This window comes from Chryseobacterium sp. POE27 (genome assembly GCF_039727685.1).
Taxonomy (GTDB): domain Bacteria; phylum Bacteroidota; class Bacteroidia; order Flavobacteriales; family Weeksellaceae; genus Chryseobacterium.
Map to the genome: position 1 here is coordinate 2,845,996 of NZ_CP152475.1, position 19,703 is coordinate 2,865,698.

13 protein-coding genes and 4 pseudogenes are annotated in these 19,703 nt (G+C 38.1%); 3 read left to right on the forward strand and 14 right to left on the reverse strand.

Annotation, left to right across the window (positions count from 1 at the left end; all coding sequences use genetic code 11):
- Positions 1 to 8 precede the first annotated feature (8 nt).
- The 9 genes and pseudogenes from murG to mraZ all read right to left on the reverse strand — a co-directional run bounded on the left by murG (position 9) and on the right by mraZ (position 10,632).
- A pseudogene (murG, locus tag AAHI02_RS13495) lies at positions 9 to 1,161 on the reverse strand (undecaprenyldiphospho-muramoylpentapeptide beta-N-acetylglucosaminyltransferase).
- Between the two features lie 108 nt (positions 1,162 to 1,269).
- The gene (locus tag AAHI02_RS13500; protein ID WP_346983687.1) at positions 1,270 to 2,508 is read right to left on the reverse strand and encodes an FtsW/RodA/SpoVE family cell cycle protein; all 1,239 of its coding nucleotides are present in this window, start codon (positions 2,506 to 2,508) and stop codon (positions 1,270 to 1,272) included.
- Between the two features lie 49 nt (positions 2,509 to 2,557).
- Positions 2,558 to 3,890, reverse strand: a pseudogene (gene murD / locus AAHI02_RS13505) (UDP-N-acetylmuramoyl-L-alanine--D-glutamate ligase).
- Between the two features lie 42 nt (positions 3,891 to 3,932).
- Positions 3,933 to 5,174, reverse strand: a complete 1,242-nt coding sequence (mraY, locus tag AAHI02_RS13510) for a phospho-N-acetylmuramoyl-pentapeptide-transferase (protein WP_346983688.1) — start codon at positions 5,172 to 5,174, stop codon at positions 3,933 to 3,935.
- Positions 5,175 to 5,257: 83 nt separating this feature from the next.
- Positions 5,258 to 6,718 (reverse strand): UDP-N-acetylmuramoyl-L-alanyl-D-glutamate--2,6-diaminopimelate ligase, encoded by a 1,461-nt coding sequence (locus AAHI02_RS13515; RefSeq protein WP_346983689.1) that lies wholly within the window; start codon positions 6,716 to 6,718, stop codon positions 5,258 to 5,260.
- A gap of 89 nt (positions 6,719 to 6,807) precedes the next feature.
- The gene (locus tag AAHI02_RS13520) at positions 6,808 to 8,799 is read right to left on the reverse strand and encodes a penicillin-binding transpeptidase domain-containing protein (RefSeq protein WP_346983690.1); all 1,992 of its coding nucleotides are present in this window, start codon (positions 8,797 to 8,799) and stop codon (positions 6,808 to 6,810) included.
- Positions 8,783 to 9,148 carry an FtsL-like putative cell division protein gene (locus AAHI02_RS13525; protein ID WP_346983691.1) on the reverse strand — a complete coding sequence of 122 codons (366 nt, stop codon included), beginning with the start codon at positions 9,146 to 9,148 and terminating at the stop codon, positions 8,783 to 8,785. The genes AAHI02_RS13520 and AAHI02_RS13525 overlap by 17 nt, the downstream gene beginning before the upstream one ends.
- Before the next feature lie 88 nt (positions 9,149 to 9,236).
- Positions 9,237 to 10,130, reverse strand: coding sequence for a 16S rRNA (cytosine(1402)-N(4))-methyltransferase RsmH (rsmH, locus tag AAHI02_RS13530; protein ID WP_346983692.1), 894 nt, complete (start codon positions 10,128 to 10,130; stop codon positions 9,237 to 9,239).
- Positions 10,131 to 10,173: 43 nt separating this feature from the next.
- On the reverse strand, positions 10,174 to 10,632 hold the full coding sequence (gene mraZ, locus AAHI02_RS13535; RefSeq protein WP_346983693.1) for a division/cell wall cluster transcriptional repressor MraZ: 459 nt from the start codon (positions 10,630 to 10,632) through the stop codon (positions 10,174 to 10,176).
- Positions 10,633 to 10,905: 273 nt separating this feature from the next.
- Between mraZ and AAHI02_RS13540 the strand changes: the two genes are divergently transcribed.
- The 3 genes from AAHI02_RS13540 (at position 10,906) to AAHI02_RS13550 (ending at position 12,802) form a co-directional block, all read left to right on the forward strand.
- Entirely contained in the window at positions 10,906 to 11,667 is a 762-nt protein-coding gene (locus AAHI02_RS13540) for an alpha/beta hydrolase (RefSeq protein ID WP_346983694.1), read from the forward strand.
- Positions 11,668 to 11,730: 63 nt separating this feature from the next.
- Complete coding sequence (gene yihA / locus AAHI02_RS13545; RefSeq protein WP_346983695.1) at positions 11,731 to 12,354, forward strand: ribosome biogenesis GTP-binding protein YihA/YsxC; 624 nt, start codon at positions 11,731 to 11,733, stop codon at positions 12,352 to 12,354.
- A complete protein-coding gene (locus AAHI02_RS13550) occupies positions 12,347 to 12,802 on the forward strand; it encodes a GNAT family N-acetyltransferase (RefSeq protein WP_346983696.1) in 456 nt (151 codons plus the stop codon). The genes yihA and AAHI02_RS13550 overlap by 8 nt, the downstream gene beginning before the upstream one ends.
- A 273-nt stretch (positions 12,803 to 13,075) precedes the next feature.
- On the opposite strand, the pseudogene msrA reads toward AAHI02_RS13550, so the two are convergent.
- The 5 genes and pseudogenes from msrA to AAHI02_RS13575 form a co-directional block, all read right to left on the reverse strand.
- Positions 13,076 to 13,626: pseudogene (gene msrA, locus AAHI02_RS13555) on the reverse strand (peptide-methionine (S)-S-oxide reductase MsrA).
- A 404-nt stretch (positions 13,627 to 14,030) separates the two neighbouring features.
- Complete coding sequence (locus tag AAHI02_RS13560; protein ID WP_346983697.1) at positions 14,031 to 14,999, reverse strand: ROK family protein; 969 nt, start codon at positions 14,997 to 14,999, stop codon at positions 14,031 to 14,033.
- 87 nt (positions 15,000 to 15,086) lie between these two features.
- Positions 15,087 to 16,299 (reverse strand): annotated as a pseudogene (locus tag AAHI02_RS13565) (PepSY-associated TM helix domain-containing protein).
- Between the two features lie 65 nt (positions 16,300 to 16,364).
- Entirely contained in the window at positions 16,365 to 18,482 is a 2,118-nt protein-coding gene (locus AAHI02_RS13570; RefSeq protein WP_346983698.1) for a TonB-dependent receptor, read from the reverse strand.
- Positions 18,479 to 19,684, reverse strand: a complete 1,206-nt coding sequence (locus AAHI02_RS13575) for a PepSY-associated TM helix domain-containing protein (RefSeq protein ID WP_346983699.1) — start codon at positions 19,682 to 19,684, stop codon at positions 18,479 to 18,481. The genes AAHI02_RS13570 and AAHI02_RS13575 overlap by 4 nt, the downstream gene beginning before the upstream one ends.
- Positions 19,685 to 19,703 lie beyond the last annotated feature (19 nt).

Below are 19,703 nucleotides of genomic sequence, written 5' to 3' on the forward strand. Positions count from 1 at the left end.
TACTATACTTATATCACTTTAAAAATCTCATTCACAATCTCTTTAGCTGCATTTGGCTTAGCAAAATATTTCAGATTATCAGACATTTCTTTTCTCAATTCTTCACTTTCGCAGATCTCTGAAAGGGTATTCCAGAATTTTTCCTGTATTTCAGAGTCCTTTACCATTCTTGCAGCATTTTTTTCTACCAGGTTCATCGCATTTTTAGTCTGGTGATCTTCCGCTGCAAAAGGAAATGGAACCAATAACACCGGTTTCTGTGCTACTGCCAGTTCTGAAATGGCAATGGCTCCCGCTCTTGAAACAATAACATCTGCTGCGGAATAAGCGGTTTCCATGTCTTTGATGAATTCTTTTATTTGTATCTGGTTGCTGGTTGCTGGTTGTTGGTTATTTCCATCAACTGACAACTGAAACCCATCAACAATTTCTTTATAGTCCAGTTTTCCGGTCTGCCAGATCAATTGGTAGCCTTTTTCCTTTAGGTTTTCCAGATTTTCTTTCCAGGCATTGTTTAATGTTCTTGAACCTAAAGATCCGCCGACAGATAAAATGGTCAGTTTATCTTTATCAAGACCCATTTTTTCTTTTGCCTGAACAATATCCTGCATTCCGGAAACAATAGTTGAACGAATGGGATTACCCAGAAACTTTATTTTTTCAGCCGGGAAGCCTTCTACTTTGGGATAAGCGGTAAACACGGCTTTTGCTTTTTTACTTAAAATTTTATTCGTTACGCCTGCGTGTGCATTCTGCTCCTGAATAAAAATCGGAATCCCCAGTTTACTGGCTTCATACAGAGCCGGCCCGCTGGCAAAACCACCTGTGCCTATAGCCAAATCAGGGGCGAAGTTTTTAATGATCTTTTTTGGACTTGGATAAACTTTTTAAAATCTTAAAAGGCAACCCTAAATTGGAAAGGATATTTCCGCGGTTGATTCCGGTAATATCGATTCCTTGTATTTTGTACCCAGCCTGCGGAACTTTTTCCATTTCCATTTTGCCGTTGGCACCAATGAACAAAAACTCGGCCTTAGGAAATCTCTTTTTGATTTCGTCTGCAATAGCAATTGCCGGGAAGATATGTCCTCCTGTTCCGCCTCCGGATAACAGTATGCGAAGGGCTTTTGGCTTTTGACTACCGGCTGATTGATTGTTCATTTTTATATATTTAATCAATTAAATAATTCATTCATTCATTCATTATATCTTTAATAGGATTTATATCCTATCCTGATTTATGTCGTCCCTTCGGGACTCTCTGTTACTTTAAGCAATGTCATTTATTTCTGCAATACTTTGCCTTTTGCCCAATCCTTCTTCATCATAAATCTGGATTCTTGAGCTGATATTTAAAATAATTCCCAGCTGTAAATAGGTGACGAGCATGGATGTTCCTCCGTAGCTGATCAATGGCAATGGTTGACCAGTCACCGGAATCAGATTAATGGCCACCGCAATATTTACGGAAAGTTGCACAAAGATCATCACCCCGAGGCTGAGCACGAGCAACGATCCGAAGAAAGCCGGCATCTTGCTGGCGATCATCACGATCCTGATCATCATAATGAGATACAGACTGATGAGAAAAGCCGCTCCTATAAGTCCGTATTCTTCAACAATCACTGCGAAAATAAAGTCGGAGGCAGATTGTGGCAGCATTTGCTTTAATGCACTTTTTCCGGGTCCCATTCCGGTAATTCCGCCATGGACAATAGCCGCTTTGGCCTGCATCACCTGGTAGTTTTTGGCTTTCACACTTTCATCGTCAACATCTGCTGTTTTGGCTTTGCTTGAGGTAAATGTTTCGATACGGCTCATCCAGGTGTGTACCCGGTTTCCTCCGATAAGGTTGGTATTTAAAGCAACAATTAAAAACAAAACAATGGCGATAAATGATACAGAGATAAATCCTGCAATATATTTCCAGTGCAGCTGCCCGATAATCAAAACAATGACAGAGACCATTAAAATCATTAATGCCGTAGATCCGTTGTCTTTTGCAACGAGTACAAAAACCAGCAGAATAGGCCCGAATATGTACATAATATTCTCAATCGGAAGCCTTTCTCTTGTGATCTTTTTGGTTAAATACCTGCAGAGATAAATAATCAGCATCAGGAAAGCAAATGAAGATGGCTGAAAGGATATCGGTGTTCCGGGGATTTTTAGCCATCTGGAAGCACTTGCCCCATCGATGGTCTGGCCGGTAAACATGGTGACTACCAACAGAATAATCATTAAACCTAACAGGATGCTGCTGAGCTTGCCGATGTATTCATATTTCACCATTCCTACTACTCTCATGATCGCAAGACCTAAGACCACAAAGAACATATGCTTAATCACGTGACCTGTGGTGGTCCCGTTATTCACAATATATTCCAGATTTGAGCTTGCAGAATAGACCGGGAAAATAGAGAAAATGGAGATCACAAGAATGACCATCCAAAGTACTTTATCGCCCTTCAGGAATTCAAATCTGTTTTCTGTGTCTTGTTCGTTCATAATATCCTCACCCCAACCCTCTCCAAGGGAGAGGGAGTTTTTTGGGACTCTATTTATTTTTTAATACCTGCTGTTTAAACTGTTTTCCTCTGTCTTCATAGCTTTTAAATAAATCAAAGCTTGCACAGCATGGGGAGAGCAAAACAGTATCTCCTTTCTGAGCCAGAGATTTTGAGATCTTTACCGCCTCTTCCATGCTTGAAGTGTCGTAAATAAACTCTTTCTTATTTTTAAAGAAGTTTATAATTTTTTCATTATCAATACCTAAGCAAACAATTGCTTTTACTTTTCTTTTAACTAAATCTTCAATTTCGGTATAGTCATTTCCTTTGTCTATTCCGCCCACGATCCAAACGGTTGGGTTTTTCATGCTTTCCAAGGCATAATAGGTGGCGTTGACATTGGTTGCTTTGCTGTCGTTGATGTATTTCACCCCTTCAAGTTCTGTGACAAACTCCAGCCTGTGTTCAACCGCCTGAAAAGTCATTAATGAATTTCTTATGCTTTCATTATTGATTTCCAATATCTTACCGGCAATTGACGCTGCCAGGCTGTTGGCAACATTATGATTTCCCAGGAGCGACAATTCTTCAATTTTCATGGAGAATTCATCTTTCATCTTCACCACAATACGGTCTTCATCTACAAAACCTCCGTCGTTGAGTCTTTCTTTGGTGGAGAAAGGAATCATTTTCGCTTTAATCTCCAGCTTTTCAAGGATATTTTTGCTCATTTCATCATCCTTGTTATAAATGAAGAAATTATCATTTTCTTGGTTTTCAGCTATTCTGAATTTCGCCAAAGCATATTCTTCATAATTGTAATTGTACTGATCCAGATGATCCTGTGACAAATTCAGTAATAAAGAGATGTATGGTCTGAAATTCTGAATATCATCGAGTTGGAAAGAGCTGACTTCCAATACGTAATATTCATGATTTTCATCGGCAACCTGCTTGGCAAAGCTGTAACCGATATTTCCGCCTAAACCTACATTCAATCCATCGTTTTTCAGGATATAGTAGATCAGAGACGTGGTCGTTGTTTTTCCATTACTTCCTGTAATGGCAATAATTTTGGCATCTGTAAATTCCGAAGCAAATTCAATTTCAGAAGAAAGCCTGATTCCTTTATCATGAATCTTATAGATGATCTCCGCTTTTTTTGGGAATTCCCGGGCTTTTGACAATCCAGTCGGCATTCAGAATTCTTTCTTCATTGTGGTTTTCTTCTTCAAATTCAATTTCATTATCTGTAAGAAACTGCTTATATTGATCTTTAATGGCTCCTTTGTCTGAAAGAAATACCTCCAGACCTTGTTTTTTAGCCAAATAAGCAGCACCGCAACCGCTTTCTCCTCCTCCTAAAACAACTATTTTCATACTTTTTTGCTTTATGCTGTAAGCCTGATGCTTACTGCCGGTTTATCTCATCTTCAATGTAATGAGACATACAATTGCTAACATTACCCCTATAATGATCATCCTGTTTACGATTTTACTTTCGTGGAAACCGCCTTTCTGATAATGATGATGCAGGGGTGACATTCTGAATAATCTATTGTTCTGGGCGTATTCCAGCCCGTATTTTCTTTTTCTGTATTTGAAAACAATAACCTGTAGCATCACGGAAATGTTTTCTATCAAAAAGATTCCGCACAGTATGGGAATCATCAATTCTTTTCTTAAAATAATAGCTAAAACAGCGATTACGCCTCCCAGCATCAAGCTTCCGGTATCTCCCATAAAAACCTGTGCAGGATAGGTATTGTACCAGAAAAAACCAATCACAGCTCCTACCATAGCTACGACAAAAATGGTGGTTTCACCCATATTCGGAAGAAACATAATATTCAGATAATCAGCGAAAATGATGTTTCCCGAAAGGTAAGCAAACAAGCCGAGTGTCAGTAGAATAACCGTGCTGGTTCCTGCGGCAAGGCCGTCGATTCCGTCTGTAATATTGGCGCCGTTTGATACGGCCGTTACAATAAAAATAACAATGGGAATGAAAACAATCCACGCCCATTCGTGAGCATCCTTATCATTCATCCAAAACAGCATACCACTGTAGTCAAACTCATTATTTTTAGCAAAAGGCACTGTGGAAACGGCGATTTTTTCTGTTGGCATAAAATTCTGCTCTACATTGTTGCGGTTTACCACTTTGGCATCGGCATATTTTCTTTTAACCGTAATATCGGGGTGGAAATACATTGTAACACCGACAATTAACCCTAATCCAACTTGTCCTACGATCTTAAACTTACCACTTAGACCGTCTTTATTCTTTTTAATTTTCTTCAGATAATCATCCAGAAAACCGATGGCACCCATCCATAATACCGAAACAATGAGAAGAACGATATAAATATTTGTGATTCTTGTGAACAATAAAACCGGGATCAGGGTTGCCAGAATGATGATAAGACCTCCCATTGTAGGAGTTCCTTCTTTTTGCTTTTGCCCATCCAGTCCAAGATCGCGCACCAGTTCGCCCATCTGCTTTGCTCTCAGATAATTGATGATTCTTTTCCCATAAATAAGCGCAATGGTTAAAGAAAACAGAACCGCCATTCCTGCACGGAAAGAGATGTATTTTAACAATCCAAGTCCGGGAACATGGATGCCGTGGTCGGTCAGATATTCGTATAGATAGTATAGCATTTTTTCAAATTTTAATAAATGATAAATGATGATTGATGAATGATAAAATCAATTAACATTTATCAATTATCGATTATAAATTTTTATTTGCTCATTAATTTCCAAAGCTCATTAATCGTTTCTTTGTCATCAAAATGATGTTTTACACCATTGATTTCCTGATAGTTTTCATGCCCTTTTCCGGCTACAAGCACGATGTCTTTTGGTTCGGCAAATTTTATGGCCATTTTTATCGCTTCTCTTCTGTCGGGAATTGAAGTGTATTTGCTGAAATTCTGCGGCTCAACGCCTGCTTCAATCTCTTTAATAATAGCTGCCGGATCTTCCGTTCTCGGGTTGTCTGAAGTGATAATGGCCAATGTTGATTTTTTCGTGGCAATATTTCCCATTTCAGGCCTTTTTGAGTGATCTCTGTCGCCTCCGCAACCGAATACTGTGATCAGTCTTTCGTTTTTCGTTCTGATATCATTAATGCTGTCCAGGATATTTTCCAGGGCGTCAGGAGTATGGGCATAATCTACAATAAAAAAGATTCCACCGTCTGATTTGAACGTCTCAAATCTCCCCGAAACTCTTTTCAACTGGCTGATCGCCTGAAGAATTTCATCCTGTTCAAAGCCCAGCTCAGAAGCAATTCCGAAAACAAGCAATAAATTATAAACATTGAATTTTCCTGTCAGTGTAGTCCAGAATTCTTTTCCATTGAAATTCAGCAGCATTCCGTTAAAATCTACTTCAAGTAATCTTCCGTGATAGTCTGCCATTGTTTTTAAGGCATAAGACCTTTTCGTAGCTTTTGTATTCTGAAGCATTACGTTTCCGTTTTTATCATCAATATTGGTGATCGCAACAGATTCGGCATCAAGTCCATCAAAAAATCTTTTCTTTGTTTTTAAATATTCATCAAAAGTTTTGTGATAATCCAGATGATCATGAGTAAGATTGGTAAAACCAGCGATTTTAAAATGAAGTCCCTCAATTCTGTTTTGGGCAATCCCGTGGGAACTGACTTCCATAAAAGCAAATTCACATCCTTCTTCAACGGCCTGAGCCAAAATTTTATTGATGGTAATAACATCAGGAGTCGTATGCGTTGCCGGAATTACCTGATCTGAAATTCTAATCTCCACTGTAGAAAGCAAAGCCGAGTCATAACCCAAATTTTTAAAAACATCAAAAAGCAGCGTAGAAACAGATGTTTTGCCATTGGTTCCTGTAACACCGATTAGTTTTAATTTTTCTGAAGGATTTCCGTAAAAATTGGAAGCGATCTGTCCTAAAGCTTTTGAAGAATCTTTTACTTTAACATAGGTGACATTTTCATCTATATTTTCAGGGAATTCTTCACAAACAATGGCTTTTGCGCCTCTCTCAACAGAAGATGCAATAAATGAATGCCCATCCACAACCGTGCCTCTCATTGCGATATACAATGAGTTTTCCGTAACCTTTCTGCTGTCGAATACCAATTCTGAAACTTCACAACTATCATCACCGTGAATTTCTAAAACTGGAATTCTCTTTAATAATTCATTTAACTGCATTTATACTGATGCTTTATATTCTTAAAATATTTTCTTTTTTAATAGGATTTTATCCTATTCTGTTTTAAATCGTCCCTTCGGGACTCTCTTTAATTCTGCAGAGACAAATAAATTCTCTGATTTTTACTAATCATGGTGCCTTCCAGCGGAAATTGCTCTTTAATTCTTCCCACGCCTTTAAAGTCAACACGATATCCTAAATTTTCCAACTGTGGGATTACGTTTTTACCGATAAGTCCTACAACATTGGGCATTTGTTTATTATTGACGGCGACTTTTACATTAGGTTCAACCATTTTATTAAGGTTTACCTTTTTGTCGACCAGCATTTCTCTTTCGATATTCTGAGGTGTTTTTAGGAAGGTTTTTCCTGCAATCTCTTTAAATACCGGTGCGGCAACGGTGGCTCCGTAAAATCCTTTTGCCGTATTAGGCTCGCTGATCATTACATAACACGTATATTTCGGATTATCTGCGGGATAGAACCCTGCAAACGATGCGCGGTATTTCATTGGCCCTGGAAGCCAGTATTCAAATCTTGCCGTTCCTGTCTTTCCTGCCATTTTCAAATTGGGAGTGAAAATACTTTTTGCCGTTCCTTTTTCCACAGCCTTCGTCAAAGCATGAGTCATCATACTGATGGCCTTTTCGGATGCCATTTTATTAACCATTACTTCAGGGTTTGCGGTGTACATTACTTTTCCGTCTTTCATGATTTTATCGATGAAAAGGGGTTTCAGCATTTTACCTTTGTTGGCAACACCGTTATAAAACGTGGCCAATTGTAACAGGTTAATATTTGACGAATATCCGTAGGCAATTGATGCCAGCGTTGCGGCGTTCCATCTTTTGTTTTCGGGTGTTACAATTTTAGGTTTTGTGATTCCCGGCAACTCAATATCCATTTTATCAAACAATTTCCACCGTCTTAAATGGTCAAGAAAAATCTGTGGTTTTTCTGCATAGTATTTTGTAATCAGCTTGGCCGAACCAACGTTGCTGGATTTGGCCAGAACATCACTGATGTCATACGTTCCTCCACCGTGGCCATCGGAAATTCTTTGTTTTGCATACACCCAGACTCCGTTCCCGACATCTACCGTTGTATTTTCATCGATGAAACCATCATCCATAGCTGCAAGAAGCGAAATGGTTTTAAAAGTAGAACCGGGTTCAATATTGTCTTTTAAAGCATAATTGTAGGAATCTACATAGTCACCGTTGTCATCTCTTCTTAAGTTGACCATGGCGCGGACTTTCCCTGTTTCAACCTCCATTACGATCACCGTTCCGTGTTTTGCTTCGAAATTGATAAGCTGTTTTTGTAAAGCTGAATGCGCAATGTCTTGAATTCTAAGGTCTAAAGTCGTATAAACATCCTCGCCATCCACAGGTTCCTGAACTTTCCAGAAGTCAATTGGCTTCCATTGAGAGGAGTTGATTCTTTGTTCAAGCCTTTTTCCGTCGGTTCCTCTTAAATATTTTGAGAAAGCGCCTTCAAGGCCGGCAGTGTGTACGCCGTCATCCATCCCGATCGTTCCTGCACCTATCTCAGAAGTGGCAAGCTCTCTCTTGTAATTTCTGTCGACGATGAAGCCGCCTTTATTTTTGCCCTTTTTAAAGATCGGGAATTTTCTGATTCTGTCGTACTGATCAAAATCGAGACCTTTTACCAACGTATAATATTGGTTTTTCTTTTTTCTCTGCTCGTCAAATTTTTTCCTGAATTCGCCTCTTGGCTTTCCGAACATTTTACTTAAAGAATCCGTCAATGCACCAATATTATTCGTGTAAATGGTATCCTTCATTGTTTTAAAATCAAGATAAATATCGTAACGCATGACAGTCGTTGCGAGAATGGAGCCATCCGAAGCAAATAGATTTCCACGAGCTGCTTTAAGAGTAGCTTCGCGATAATTCTTATTAATGTAATCGTCTTTAATTTCCTGGACGTTGGTATTCTGAAGAATGACGATCCTCGCTAAGAACATGACAAACACGCACAAAGCTACCACTGCAAAGAGGTAGCCCCAACGTAATGTTTTCTTACGCTTGTTATCGTATTCATTTTGTTTTTGCATCCGTACTATCCAGTTTTATGAGCAATTTATGAGGGTGGCTTTCCAAGGTCATTAACGAATCCCGGGCAACCTCTTTCCCCAATTCCGATTCCATTTTTACTTTGATAAGCTTACTTTGTGCGTAAGCGTTTCTTGATTTATACTCTTCCGTTTCTTCCTTTAAGGCATTAACGATTTTGATCTTCTTATTCACCAGATGGTTACTGTAAATCATCGCCATCATTAAAATAAACAACAGCAGAAAATACCTGTAATGTATTTTGATCTCATCACGATTCAGGAAGTTTCCTTTTATAATGTCTATAAAAGTAAGTTTCTTCTGAGGACGATATGTTGTTCTTTTTGCCAATGTTATGTCAATTTGCTAAGCAGTGAAGTCATTTCATTGTCAATTGTCAATTTTAAAAATTCATTATTGACAATTCACTCATTCACTTTTAAACTTTTATTCCTGTTCTCATTTTTGCGCTTCTGGCTCTTGAGTTTTCTTCAATTTCCTTGTCATCGGGAATGATTGCTTTACTTTTCACCAGCTCAAACGCTTTTTTATAATTTCCGTAAATGTCTCTTTCAGGCTCGCCTTCAAACATTCCGTTTTTTAAAAATCTTTTAACCAGCCTGTCTTCCAGAGAATGATAAGAAATTACGACGAGTCTGCCTTCCGGCTTTAATACCCTGTAGGCCTGAACCAACATTTCTTTCAGCACTTCCAGCTCTTGGTTTACTTCTATTCTGATGGCCTGAAACAGCTGTGCATAAAATTTATTCACTTTGTGTGGCGGAATATAGCTGAACATTTTCTTCAGATCTTCCGTTGTTTCTATGCTTTTTGTTTTCCGGTGATGAACGATATCTCTTGCCAGTTTTCTTGCTTCTCTCAATTCACCGTAATGGTAAAATATATTGGCCAGTTCACTTTCTTCATATTCATTGATCACCCTTTTGGCATCAAGATTCTGCATCACGTTCATTCTCATGTCCAGCGGTGCATTACTTCTTGTTGAAAAGCCTCTGTCTGCCTCATCAAACTGGTGGGATGAAACTCCCAGATCAGCCAGGATACCGTCAACCTGAGAAATACCATACATCAGCAATGAGTTTTCCAGAAACCTGAAATTCTGATTGATTAATGTAAATCTCGGATCATCAATTGTATTTTTCAGCGCATCCAGATCCTGATCAAAGCTGAAAAGTTTTCCTTTATCAGAGAGTCTGCTCAATATTTCTCTTGAATGGCCGCCGCCGCCAAAAGTACAGTCCACGTATGTTCCGTCTGGATTCGTCACCAAATCATCAACACTTTGCTTCAACAAAACGGGGTTATGATACATGTTTAAGTTGTGTTTTTTAGCTTTAATTAATAATCAGCTTTGTTTATTCTTCATCGAAAGCGCCCATCACATCTTCGGCGAGGCTTGCAAAATCTTCTTCGTTAATGGAAATCACTTTTTCATAAGCGTCTTTATCCCAAATCTCGAAAAGTTCTCCTGCACTGGTAATTACAATATCCTTCTGAAGATCAGCAAAAGTCATAAGATCTTTCGAAATCTGAAGTCTTCCCGCATTGTCCAGCTCTACTGTTTTTACACCTGCCGTAAACATTCTAATGAAATCAGCATTCTTTTTAATGAATCTGTTTAGTTTATTAATTTTGCCCATCACTTTATCCCAGGCATTCATGGGATAAACCTCCAGGCAGGATTGGAACACGGATCTCTTAACTACAAACGCTTTGTCGTCGAAGTTTTCCATTTGTTTAATCAAAGAAGAAGGTAGCTTTAAGCGCCCTTTATCATCGATTTTACACTCATATGTTCCAATGAAATTTTTCATTTGGGACAAATTTATATAATAATTTCCAAAAGTTCCCACTTTTCCCCACTTTTTGCCTTAATGTTGATAAGTTTTATTAAAGATTGAATTCCAGCTATATAATAAACTGGTATGTAGATTGTTGTATCGGTTGTTATTCAAGCCATAGCAAAGTGTTTAAGAAAAAAAGCTTTAAAAAAGAGTTTGGTATATTATTTTTATTTTAAATTAGGCTTATCAAAATATTTTTGAGGTTTAATTTGTATTTTTGCAAGGCTTTATTAAAGGCATCATATGATATTCAGTACAAAAAAAGAAAAGAAATATACCTTCGTTGAGGCGGGAGAAGGACATCCATTGGTGCTGCTGCACGGTTTAATGGGTGGGTTGAGTAATTTCGATAAGATGGTGGATTTTTTTTCAGACAGAGGATTCAAAGTATATGTTCCTCAGTTGCCAATCTACGATTTGCCGGTACTCAATACCAATCTTACAACGATAGCAAAATATATCGCCAAGTTTATAGAAACTCATATAGATGCACCTGTAACCATTGTAGGAAACTCAATGGGAGGTCATATCGGGTTGATTTTAACGTTGGCAAGACCAGATCTTATCAAAAATCTTGTTCTTACAGGAAGTTCCGGTTTATATGAAAGAACGTTCGGGGATAGTTTTCCGAGAAAGAATGACCGTTCCTATATCAGAAAGAAAACGGAAGAGGTTTTTTACGATCCGAAGATTGCAACGGAAGACCTTGTAGATGAGGTTTTTTCGGTAGTCAATGACAGAATGAAAGGAATTAAAACCGTTATGCTGGCAAGAAGTGCTATTAAACATAATATGCTTCATGATCTGCCGAAGATTTTAACGCCCACCTGCCTGATCTGGGGAAGACAGGATAATGTGACACCCCCTGAAGTTGCGGAGGATATGCACAAGTTTATTCCGAATTCAGATCTGTTCTGGATTGAAAAATGCGGTCATGCAGCGATGATGGAAAAGCCAGATGAATTCAATGAAATTCTGTACAGCTGGTTAAAAGATAAAGTCTAAATTAAAATACAGATAAACCATTAAGAACTTCTTAATGGTTTATTTTTCTAAAAATATTTCAAAATGGTTATTAAAACAGCAAACTTCGTAAAGAGTAGCGGAAAATGGCAGGATTGCCCGGAGCCCAATATTCCCGAATATGCTTTCATAGGGAGATCCAACGTAGGAAAATCTTCATTGATCAATGCAATGATGAACCATAAGGATCTTGCTAAAACTTCGCAGACACCCGGGAAAACACAGCTTATCAATCATTTTTTGATCAATGAAAGCTGGTACCTAACGGATTTACCGGGATATGGCTATGCCAAAGTTTCAAAGTCAATAAGGAAAGATTTTGAAAAGCTGATTACCAATTACATACTTAACAGAAAAAATCTCGTTAATCTTTTTGTTCTCGTAGATTCCCGCCACAAACCCCAGACGATTGATATGGAATTTATTCAGTGGTGTGGCGAAAGCGGAGTTCCTTTTTCCATTGTTTTCACCAAAGTGGATAAGCTGAAGCCTAATGTCGCTATAAAAAATGTTGAAGACTATAAAGCTGAGCTTCACAAAACATGGGAAGATCTTCCTGAAATCTACGTTACGTCTGCGGAGAAAAAAGAAGGCTGTGACGAAATTCTTAACTTTATCCAGAAGACCAACGAATTTTTGGCTAATAATAATGTAAGCTTCGATGAATAACATTCTCTGGAAAATCAAAACATTCGACGAGTTTACCGTTCCCGAATTATACAATGTTCTAAAAGCAAGAATAGATGTTTTTGTGGTAGAGCAAAACTGTCCGTATCCGGATCTTGACGATTATGACCAGAAAGCAGTTCATATTTGGGCGGAACAAAACGGCGAAGTCCTTGCCAACTGCCGTATTTTTGATAAAGGAATTAAATATCCCGAAGCCTCCATCGGAAGAGTTCTTACCACAGAAAAGGCAAGAGGAAAAAGACTGGGGAAACAGTTGATACAATATGCGCTTGATACTATCGAAGCACGTTTTCACACCTCTGAAATAAGGATTTCTGCTCAGGATTATTTATTGAATTTTTACGGAGAATTCGGTTTTGAAGACACCGGCAAAAAATACCTTGAAGATGATATTCCACATACGGAAATGTTTTACAGGAAAAAATAATAAAAGGCTTTCAGATTGATGAAAGCCTTTTCAATTTACATATTAGGCTTCTTACAAAATAAATATGACATCCTCCAAAGTGTATAAGGCATCCTCCGGAGTATATAAGGTTTTGGCAAAAGTATATAAGGTACGTTCCAAAGTAAATAAGCCTTTGTCTCAACCTGATAAGGCATTGGCCAGAATAAATAAAGCATTGTCCGGATTAAAAGAACAGTGTTTTTAGATAAAACAGTGCTGTCCCATATTCTGAAACAGCACTCATTTACTCTATTACTCATTCAGCATTCCAAGCTCACCGAAATGCTTTTTGAATTTCTGAATTTTCGGTCCGACAACAGCACTGCAGTAAGGCTGCGTAGGATTCTCATTATAATATCCCTGGTGATATTGCTCCGCCGGCCAGAACTTTTCAAATCTCGTTAATTCCGTTACGTAAGTTCCCTGCCATCTTCCGGACTCCTTAGACTTTTCGATAGCCTCTTTAGCCTTTGCCTTTTCTGCATCATCTTTATAATAAATTACCGAACGATATTGAGTGCCGATATCATTACCCTGACGGTTCAGTTGAGTAGGATCGTGAAGGAAAAAAAGACATCCATCAATTGCTCGTAAGAAATAATTGCTGGATCATAGGTAATCTGTACCACTTCCGCATGACCTGTTTCTCCGGTACATACTTCCTCATAGGTCGGATTATCCTTATGTCCACCGGAGTATCCTGAAATAGCAGATTGTACGCCTTTCAGCATATTAAAACAGCTTTCTACACACCAGAAACATCCACCTCCGAACGTAATTTGCTCTAAATTATTATTATCCATTTTGGTTGATTATTGTATTTAAATATTTTCTCGTTTAAGGAATAGTAATGGAGAAAAAACAGATCAAAAATAAGGAAAAGTTTTTCAATTTATACTTTCAAAGATTTCTAAACACAAATTGTGACGATAGATGAGACAAATTATTTTTTACAGAAGCTACTAATAATTTGCTTTGAGATTTTAAGCATATTAAAACAGGATAACTATGAATTCCAAAAACAAAAATCTGCTCAATCTGCCAATCTGCGTGAATATTTACCGCAAAGAACTATAAAAGCGCGAATATTTTAAAAAGAGCAAAGAACGAATCAGCGAGACAACAATTTCTCTTTGCGTTAAAATATTTAGCAATAAAAAAAGCACCCTTAAAAAGGATGCTTGTATCTATGTAAATAACTTTCAATTTATTTCTCCCAAACCAAAGCACTTGCTCCTAAAATAGCAGCATCTGCTTCGTCAAGCTCACTGAAAACCAGTTTCACTTTATTTCTGAAAATAGGAAGTAAGTTTCTTTCCATATGAAGTTTTGTAGGTTTTAAAATAAAATCACCTGCTTTGATCACTCCGCCAAAAAGAAGGATCGCTTCAGGAGACGAAAACATAACAAAATTGGCCAGGGCTTCACCTAATTTTTGACCCGTATATCGGAAAACTTCTATAGAAATAGGATCGCCTTTCAGGGCACATTCGTGTACCGTTTTAGAATTGATGGATTCTTCAGGATACTGATTCAACATAGATTCCGGAAATTCGGCACGCATTTTTTTTGCGGTAATTGAAATTCCTGTTGCAGAAGCATAGGCTTCAAGACAGCCTTCAGAACCTGTGCTCCAATGTTTTCTTCCGCCTGGTTTCACGATGGTATGTCCAAGTTCACCTGCGAATCCGTCATGTCCGTAGATCAGTTTACCCCCGGCAACGATACCGCTTCCCACACCGGTTCCCAGAGTGATCATGATGAAATCCTTCATCCCTCTTGCGGCTCCGAAAAGCATTTCCCCTATGGCAGCAGCATTGGCATCATTGGTGATGGTACAAGGCAGTCCGAATTTGGCTTTTATCAGTTCCGCAAACGGAATTACTCCTTTCCAGGGAAGATTGGGCGCCTGCTCTATAGTTCCCGTATAGTAGTTGGCATTTGGAGCACCTACTCCTATCCCATCAAAGTTTTTTTCTTTTCCGTGGCTTTCGATCAGTGGATAAACAGCCTCGTATAAAGCATCAATATATTCTTCTACGGTAGGATAGGCATCTGTTCGGATATTTCCTTTTTCCAAAACTTCACCTCTGTGGTTTACCACTCCAAATTTTGTGTTCGTTCCGCCGATATCAATTCCCAGCGCAACGTGTTTTGACAAATCTACTAATGACATTTCTCTTCTTAATAATTGTAAAAGGTTAAAATTATAAAAAAGATCTTATTATTAGACGATTAAGCAGCATTTTATTTAAAAAAAATATTATGTTGTTTTCAGTTTATTCTTTTTTCTTCTTCCCCACCAGATCATAAAGCCAGTCACTGGTAATGAGGTACATATGAGGCTCACGAAAAAAGCTATGATCTTTGTTGGAAGTCCCAGAATGGATCCAACGTGGATATCATAGTTGGCACTAACAGCTTTTTCACCGAAATTTTTGTCTTTCATATCATGAGTATGAAGCAATTCTCCAGAATTTTCATCAAAAATAAGACTGCTGCTTTTATGATAAGAGTAAGATAAATGTTTCACATAAACTTCAAAATTCGGGTGTTCGTGATCATCCATGTGTTCATGGCCAAGATCAATAGAAAATCCATAAGAATCAGGATATTTTGCCTTAACGGTATTGCTGATTTTGTCTAAAGTTCCTTCGGTTCTCAATTCGATCGGAGCTTTGGTTTTGATCGATGAAAAATCAGGATAAGCCGTCTTTCCTCCAGAAAAAATAAAGTAAATCGCTGCCTGAACGACAAAGAAAGCATAAAATAATCCTGTAATCGAAAATATTAAAGCAAAAATAGAAGCATAGAAGCCAAGAACATTATGAAGGTCATAGTTTTTCCTTTTCCAGCCTTTTACATTTTGCCATTTAAAGGAGAAACGTTGTTTTCTAGCCGCTTTATTTTTTGGGCCACCAGAGGATGATCCCGGAAATCAGCATGATGATGAAAATAATCACAGGAATTCCCACCAGATACGTTCCCCATGACTGTTTGAGAAGATAGCTCCAGTGAATCATTTTTACGATCTGGAAAAATCCGTTTTTCTCATCGTAGGTTCTTAAAACTTTTCCGTTGTAAGGATTTACATAAGCGACTTTATAGATCGGAAATTCATCAAAATAGTTCCAGCCTTTCGGGTCATGCTCGTACCAGTAAAAGAGATACGACATTTTTTTATCAATCGGAATATTTACCCAATGTACCGGATATTTTTCCTTTACCTGTTCTACAACAGCCTTTTCCAGAAAACGGATCGGAAGAACCTGCTTCTGTTCAATATTTTTTTCGTTGTGATAGATAACATCCTTTCGGGTAAAGTTTTCAATCTCATCTTTAAAAACATACAGGGCTCCCGTAACGGAAATGATAAAAATTAAGAACCCGATCCCAAGACCAAACCACAGGTGCAGTTTGCCTGCCCATTTTTTAAAAGTGCTTGTTTTTTTCTTATGATGATGTTTTTTTCTCATAAAAATCCTTAAGTACGGCAAAGATAAGCCTTTAAATTTATTTAGAATATTTATAAATAGTTATTTTAGAATTTATATTCCACCATAAATGTTCCTCTCATTCCCAGGGCATTGGTAAAATCACTGTCTCTGGCCGCCCACCAGGCAATTGCAGGCTGGTACATTCTGTTGAAAAGGTTTTCTATTCCTGCGGCAACTCTCCAGTTTTTATTAATTTCGTAACTGGATTTAAAGTTGAAAATTGTGTATTCGGGAACTTTTCCTTCACCGTAGACATACAGTCCTGTCTTGGCATTCGGCTGGAATCTGTCCTGCTCAAACGCATGAAGCATATCCAATCCTACGGATAGATTCTGAATTGGTCTTACCTGAATATAGGCTAAAACCTTCGGTGCGGAAATCCTGCTGTTGTTGATTTTGGTTGAATAATCGCCGTCGTCCTTTGGAGAAGTGATTCCTTCCATCCAGCTGTAGCTTCCTCCGAAATTGATCCATCTTGCCGGATTAAAATGTAAAAACCCTTCAACGCCATATACCACTTCCGGCGCTCTCTGAATCATCAGTGCGCGATCCGGACTCTGAATGAAAGAGGCTCCCAGTTTTGAGGTACTCACATAAGAAGTCACTTCATAATTGAGCCATCTGGTAATCTGTCCGGTTGTTCCAAGTTCGTAGTTGTTTACGATGATGGGTTTTGTTTCCAGGTTATTAATTGTATCTGAAGTTGAGGTTCTTAAGATTCTTCCCAACTCATTGATGGAATAAGCCTGAGAAAAACTTCCGAAAATATTAATTTCAGGGTTAATATTATAACGGAATCCGATATTTCCGACGAGGGCATTGTATTCCAGATCTCCGCCTTTTACGAAAATACTTTTGGTAAATGTTCCGTCATTTTTAATGGTGGAAAGAGTGTTAAAATCGCCGACTTTCACCTTTATATTTTCGTAACGGAGTCCTCCTTTCAGGATGAATTTTTTAAATAAATCTATTTTCACTAACATAAAAGGAGCGATGTTGGTCATATCCATATCGGGTGTCCAATATCTGCCGTCTTCCAGTTTCTGAACAGTTTGGTCATTCAAAATATCAGCTCCGTATATAATTTCTCCTTGTGAATTCGGTGTATTCCAAAGTTGGGTATCTAAGTTAAAACGTGCTCCTTTTTTCTTTGAAATAACATTAGACTGCCCGCCGTTCAGGAAGGTATCGCTGTATCCGTACACGGTTCTGAAATCCTGTAGATATAAATTGATGTTCAGAGAAGTACCTTTCCACAGATTTCTGTTATCATAGCTGAGCTTGAAATTATGATTTCTTGGTGTTCCCTGTGGGGTTGTTTCCTGGTTTATCGCTGATCCTTCCCCAATCGTTGGAGAAATTCCGTATTTTCCGGTTTTAAGGCCAAGATCGAGATCAGATTTTGAAGCGTACCCTATATAAGAAACTTCTATTCTCTGTTTTTCGTTCAGATTATAGCCAAGTTTGAGCATTCCGTTGTAATTATTCATTCGGGCAGGGCTTGAAGTAGGGCTGAGGTTGATGCCATCAGCATCTTTCATATATCCGGTCTTTTCATACGCCATGGAGGCAGCATAATCAAATTTCGAAGTAATTTTTCCGGCTAAAAACTGGCTTGCCCGAAAACCTAACGTTCCTCCGTAAAGCTGCCCGGTAATCCCGATTTGCGATTGCCCTGAAATATTACGGTCACTGCCGGCTTTCCTGGTGATATAATTGATGATTCCTCCGTCGGATCCGTTTCCATAAATTGATGTGGCACCTTTTATCACTTCAATTCTTTCAATTACCGATGGATCAATAGATCGGATATCCCTTGAACCATTACGTAAAGGGGTAGACTGCGGGATTCCGTCAATCAGCACCAAAACTTGTCTTCCTCTCAGAGTCTGGCCGCTATTTGTGGTCATTCCCGAGCTTGTGGCAAGGCTGGGAACGGTGTATTGTAATATATTGCTGATATCTGAATTTACAGTAAGTTGCGATTGAATCTGTTTCTGATTGACAATTGTTACAGAACTTGGAATTTCTTTGATATTTTCTCTTTTTCTGGAAGCCGTCAGAACGACCTCATCCACGTTTTTTATCTGTAAAGAGTCTTTTTGTTGTGCTGTAATTGTAATCGCAGTTAAAGCGGCTACTGATAAGATGATCTTTTTCATGATGTTCTAATTCCTTTTTTCTTTTTTTTACCTAGCCATATTAAAAATCCGGTTACCGGCAATGATGTGCAAACCAGCCCTGCGATGAACCAGATGATTTTCCCTAAGATCCCAAAGTAGGAACCTGTATGGATGTCATAATTGGCATGGGCATATTTTTCAGCGTTATTAAGTCTATGATGAGGTTTATCGGATAATAATTTCCCTGAATATTTATCAAAAACAACCTGGTATCTTATTGCAAATTTTACTTCTTCACCGTAAACCGTAACAGGAATATTTTTTAATTCTTTCCCTTTTTTATTTTTCCCATTTAGTGGAATTCTGAAACTTGATGAAGTTGGATACAATTTTCTTGTCTCTTGTGAAACAAGGTCAAAAACCGAGTTGTTTTTGGTTGAAAGCGAATCCTGCGACTTTATCTCTTTTTCTTTGGGAAGTTCTGATGCTCCGGATAATGCCAAATTAAAAGTGTTTTTCACCCACGGAAATGAGAAATAGATTCCGGATAAGCTTAATAACAGAGCAATAAATGAGACATAAAATCCAAGAATATTATGGAGATCGTAGTTTTTACGCTTCCAGGTTTTTACATTTTTCCAGTCGAATGAAAGGCGTCCTTTTCTTGCGTTCTTATTTTTCGGCCACCAAAGAATAATTCCGGTGATTAGCATAATGACGAAAAGCACAACAGGAATTCCTACAACATATTTTCCCCAGTCTGTTTTTAACAATAAACTCCAGTGAATGGATTTAAGGATTGGAAAAATATCGTATTTCTCATTGTAAACGCCTAGAATTTCGCCATTATACGGATTGACATATACTAGTTTATTGATTTTAACTTCGTCAAAATAATTCCACGCTTTTTTATCTTTTTCGTAGTAGAGAAATTCGTAGGATTTGTTTTTATCCAAAGGGATTTCAACAGAAGCTACCGGAAATTGTTCATGAATTTTCAAAGAGACTTTTTCTTTTAAAACTTCAATGGAAATTGGTTTTTGCGTAATCGTTTCAGCTTTTACATATATCGCATCTTTTCTCAGAACATTCTGAATTTCATTCTTAAAAACATATATTGTCCCTGAAAGCGAAACGATAAAAATAATCAAACCAACAGATAAGCCAAACCACAAGTGCAGTTTGGCAGACCATTTTTTGACAAATGAAGGCTTTTTTTTATGATGATGCTTCTTTCTCATGGGATGAGAAAAAAGTTAA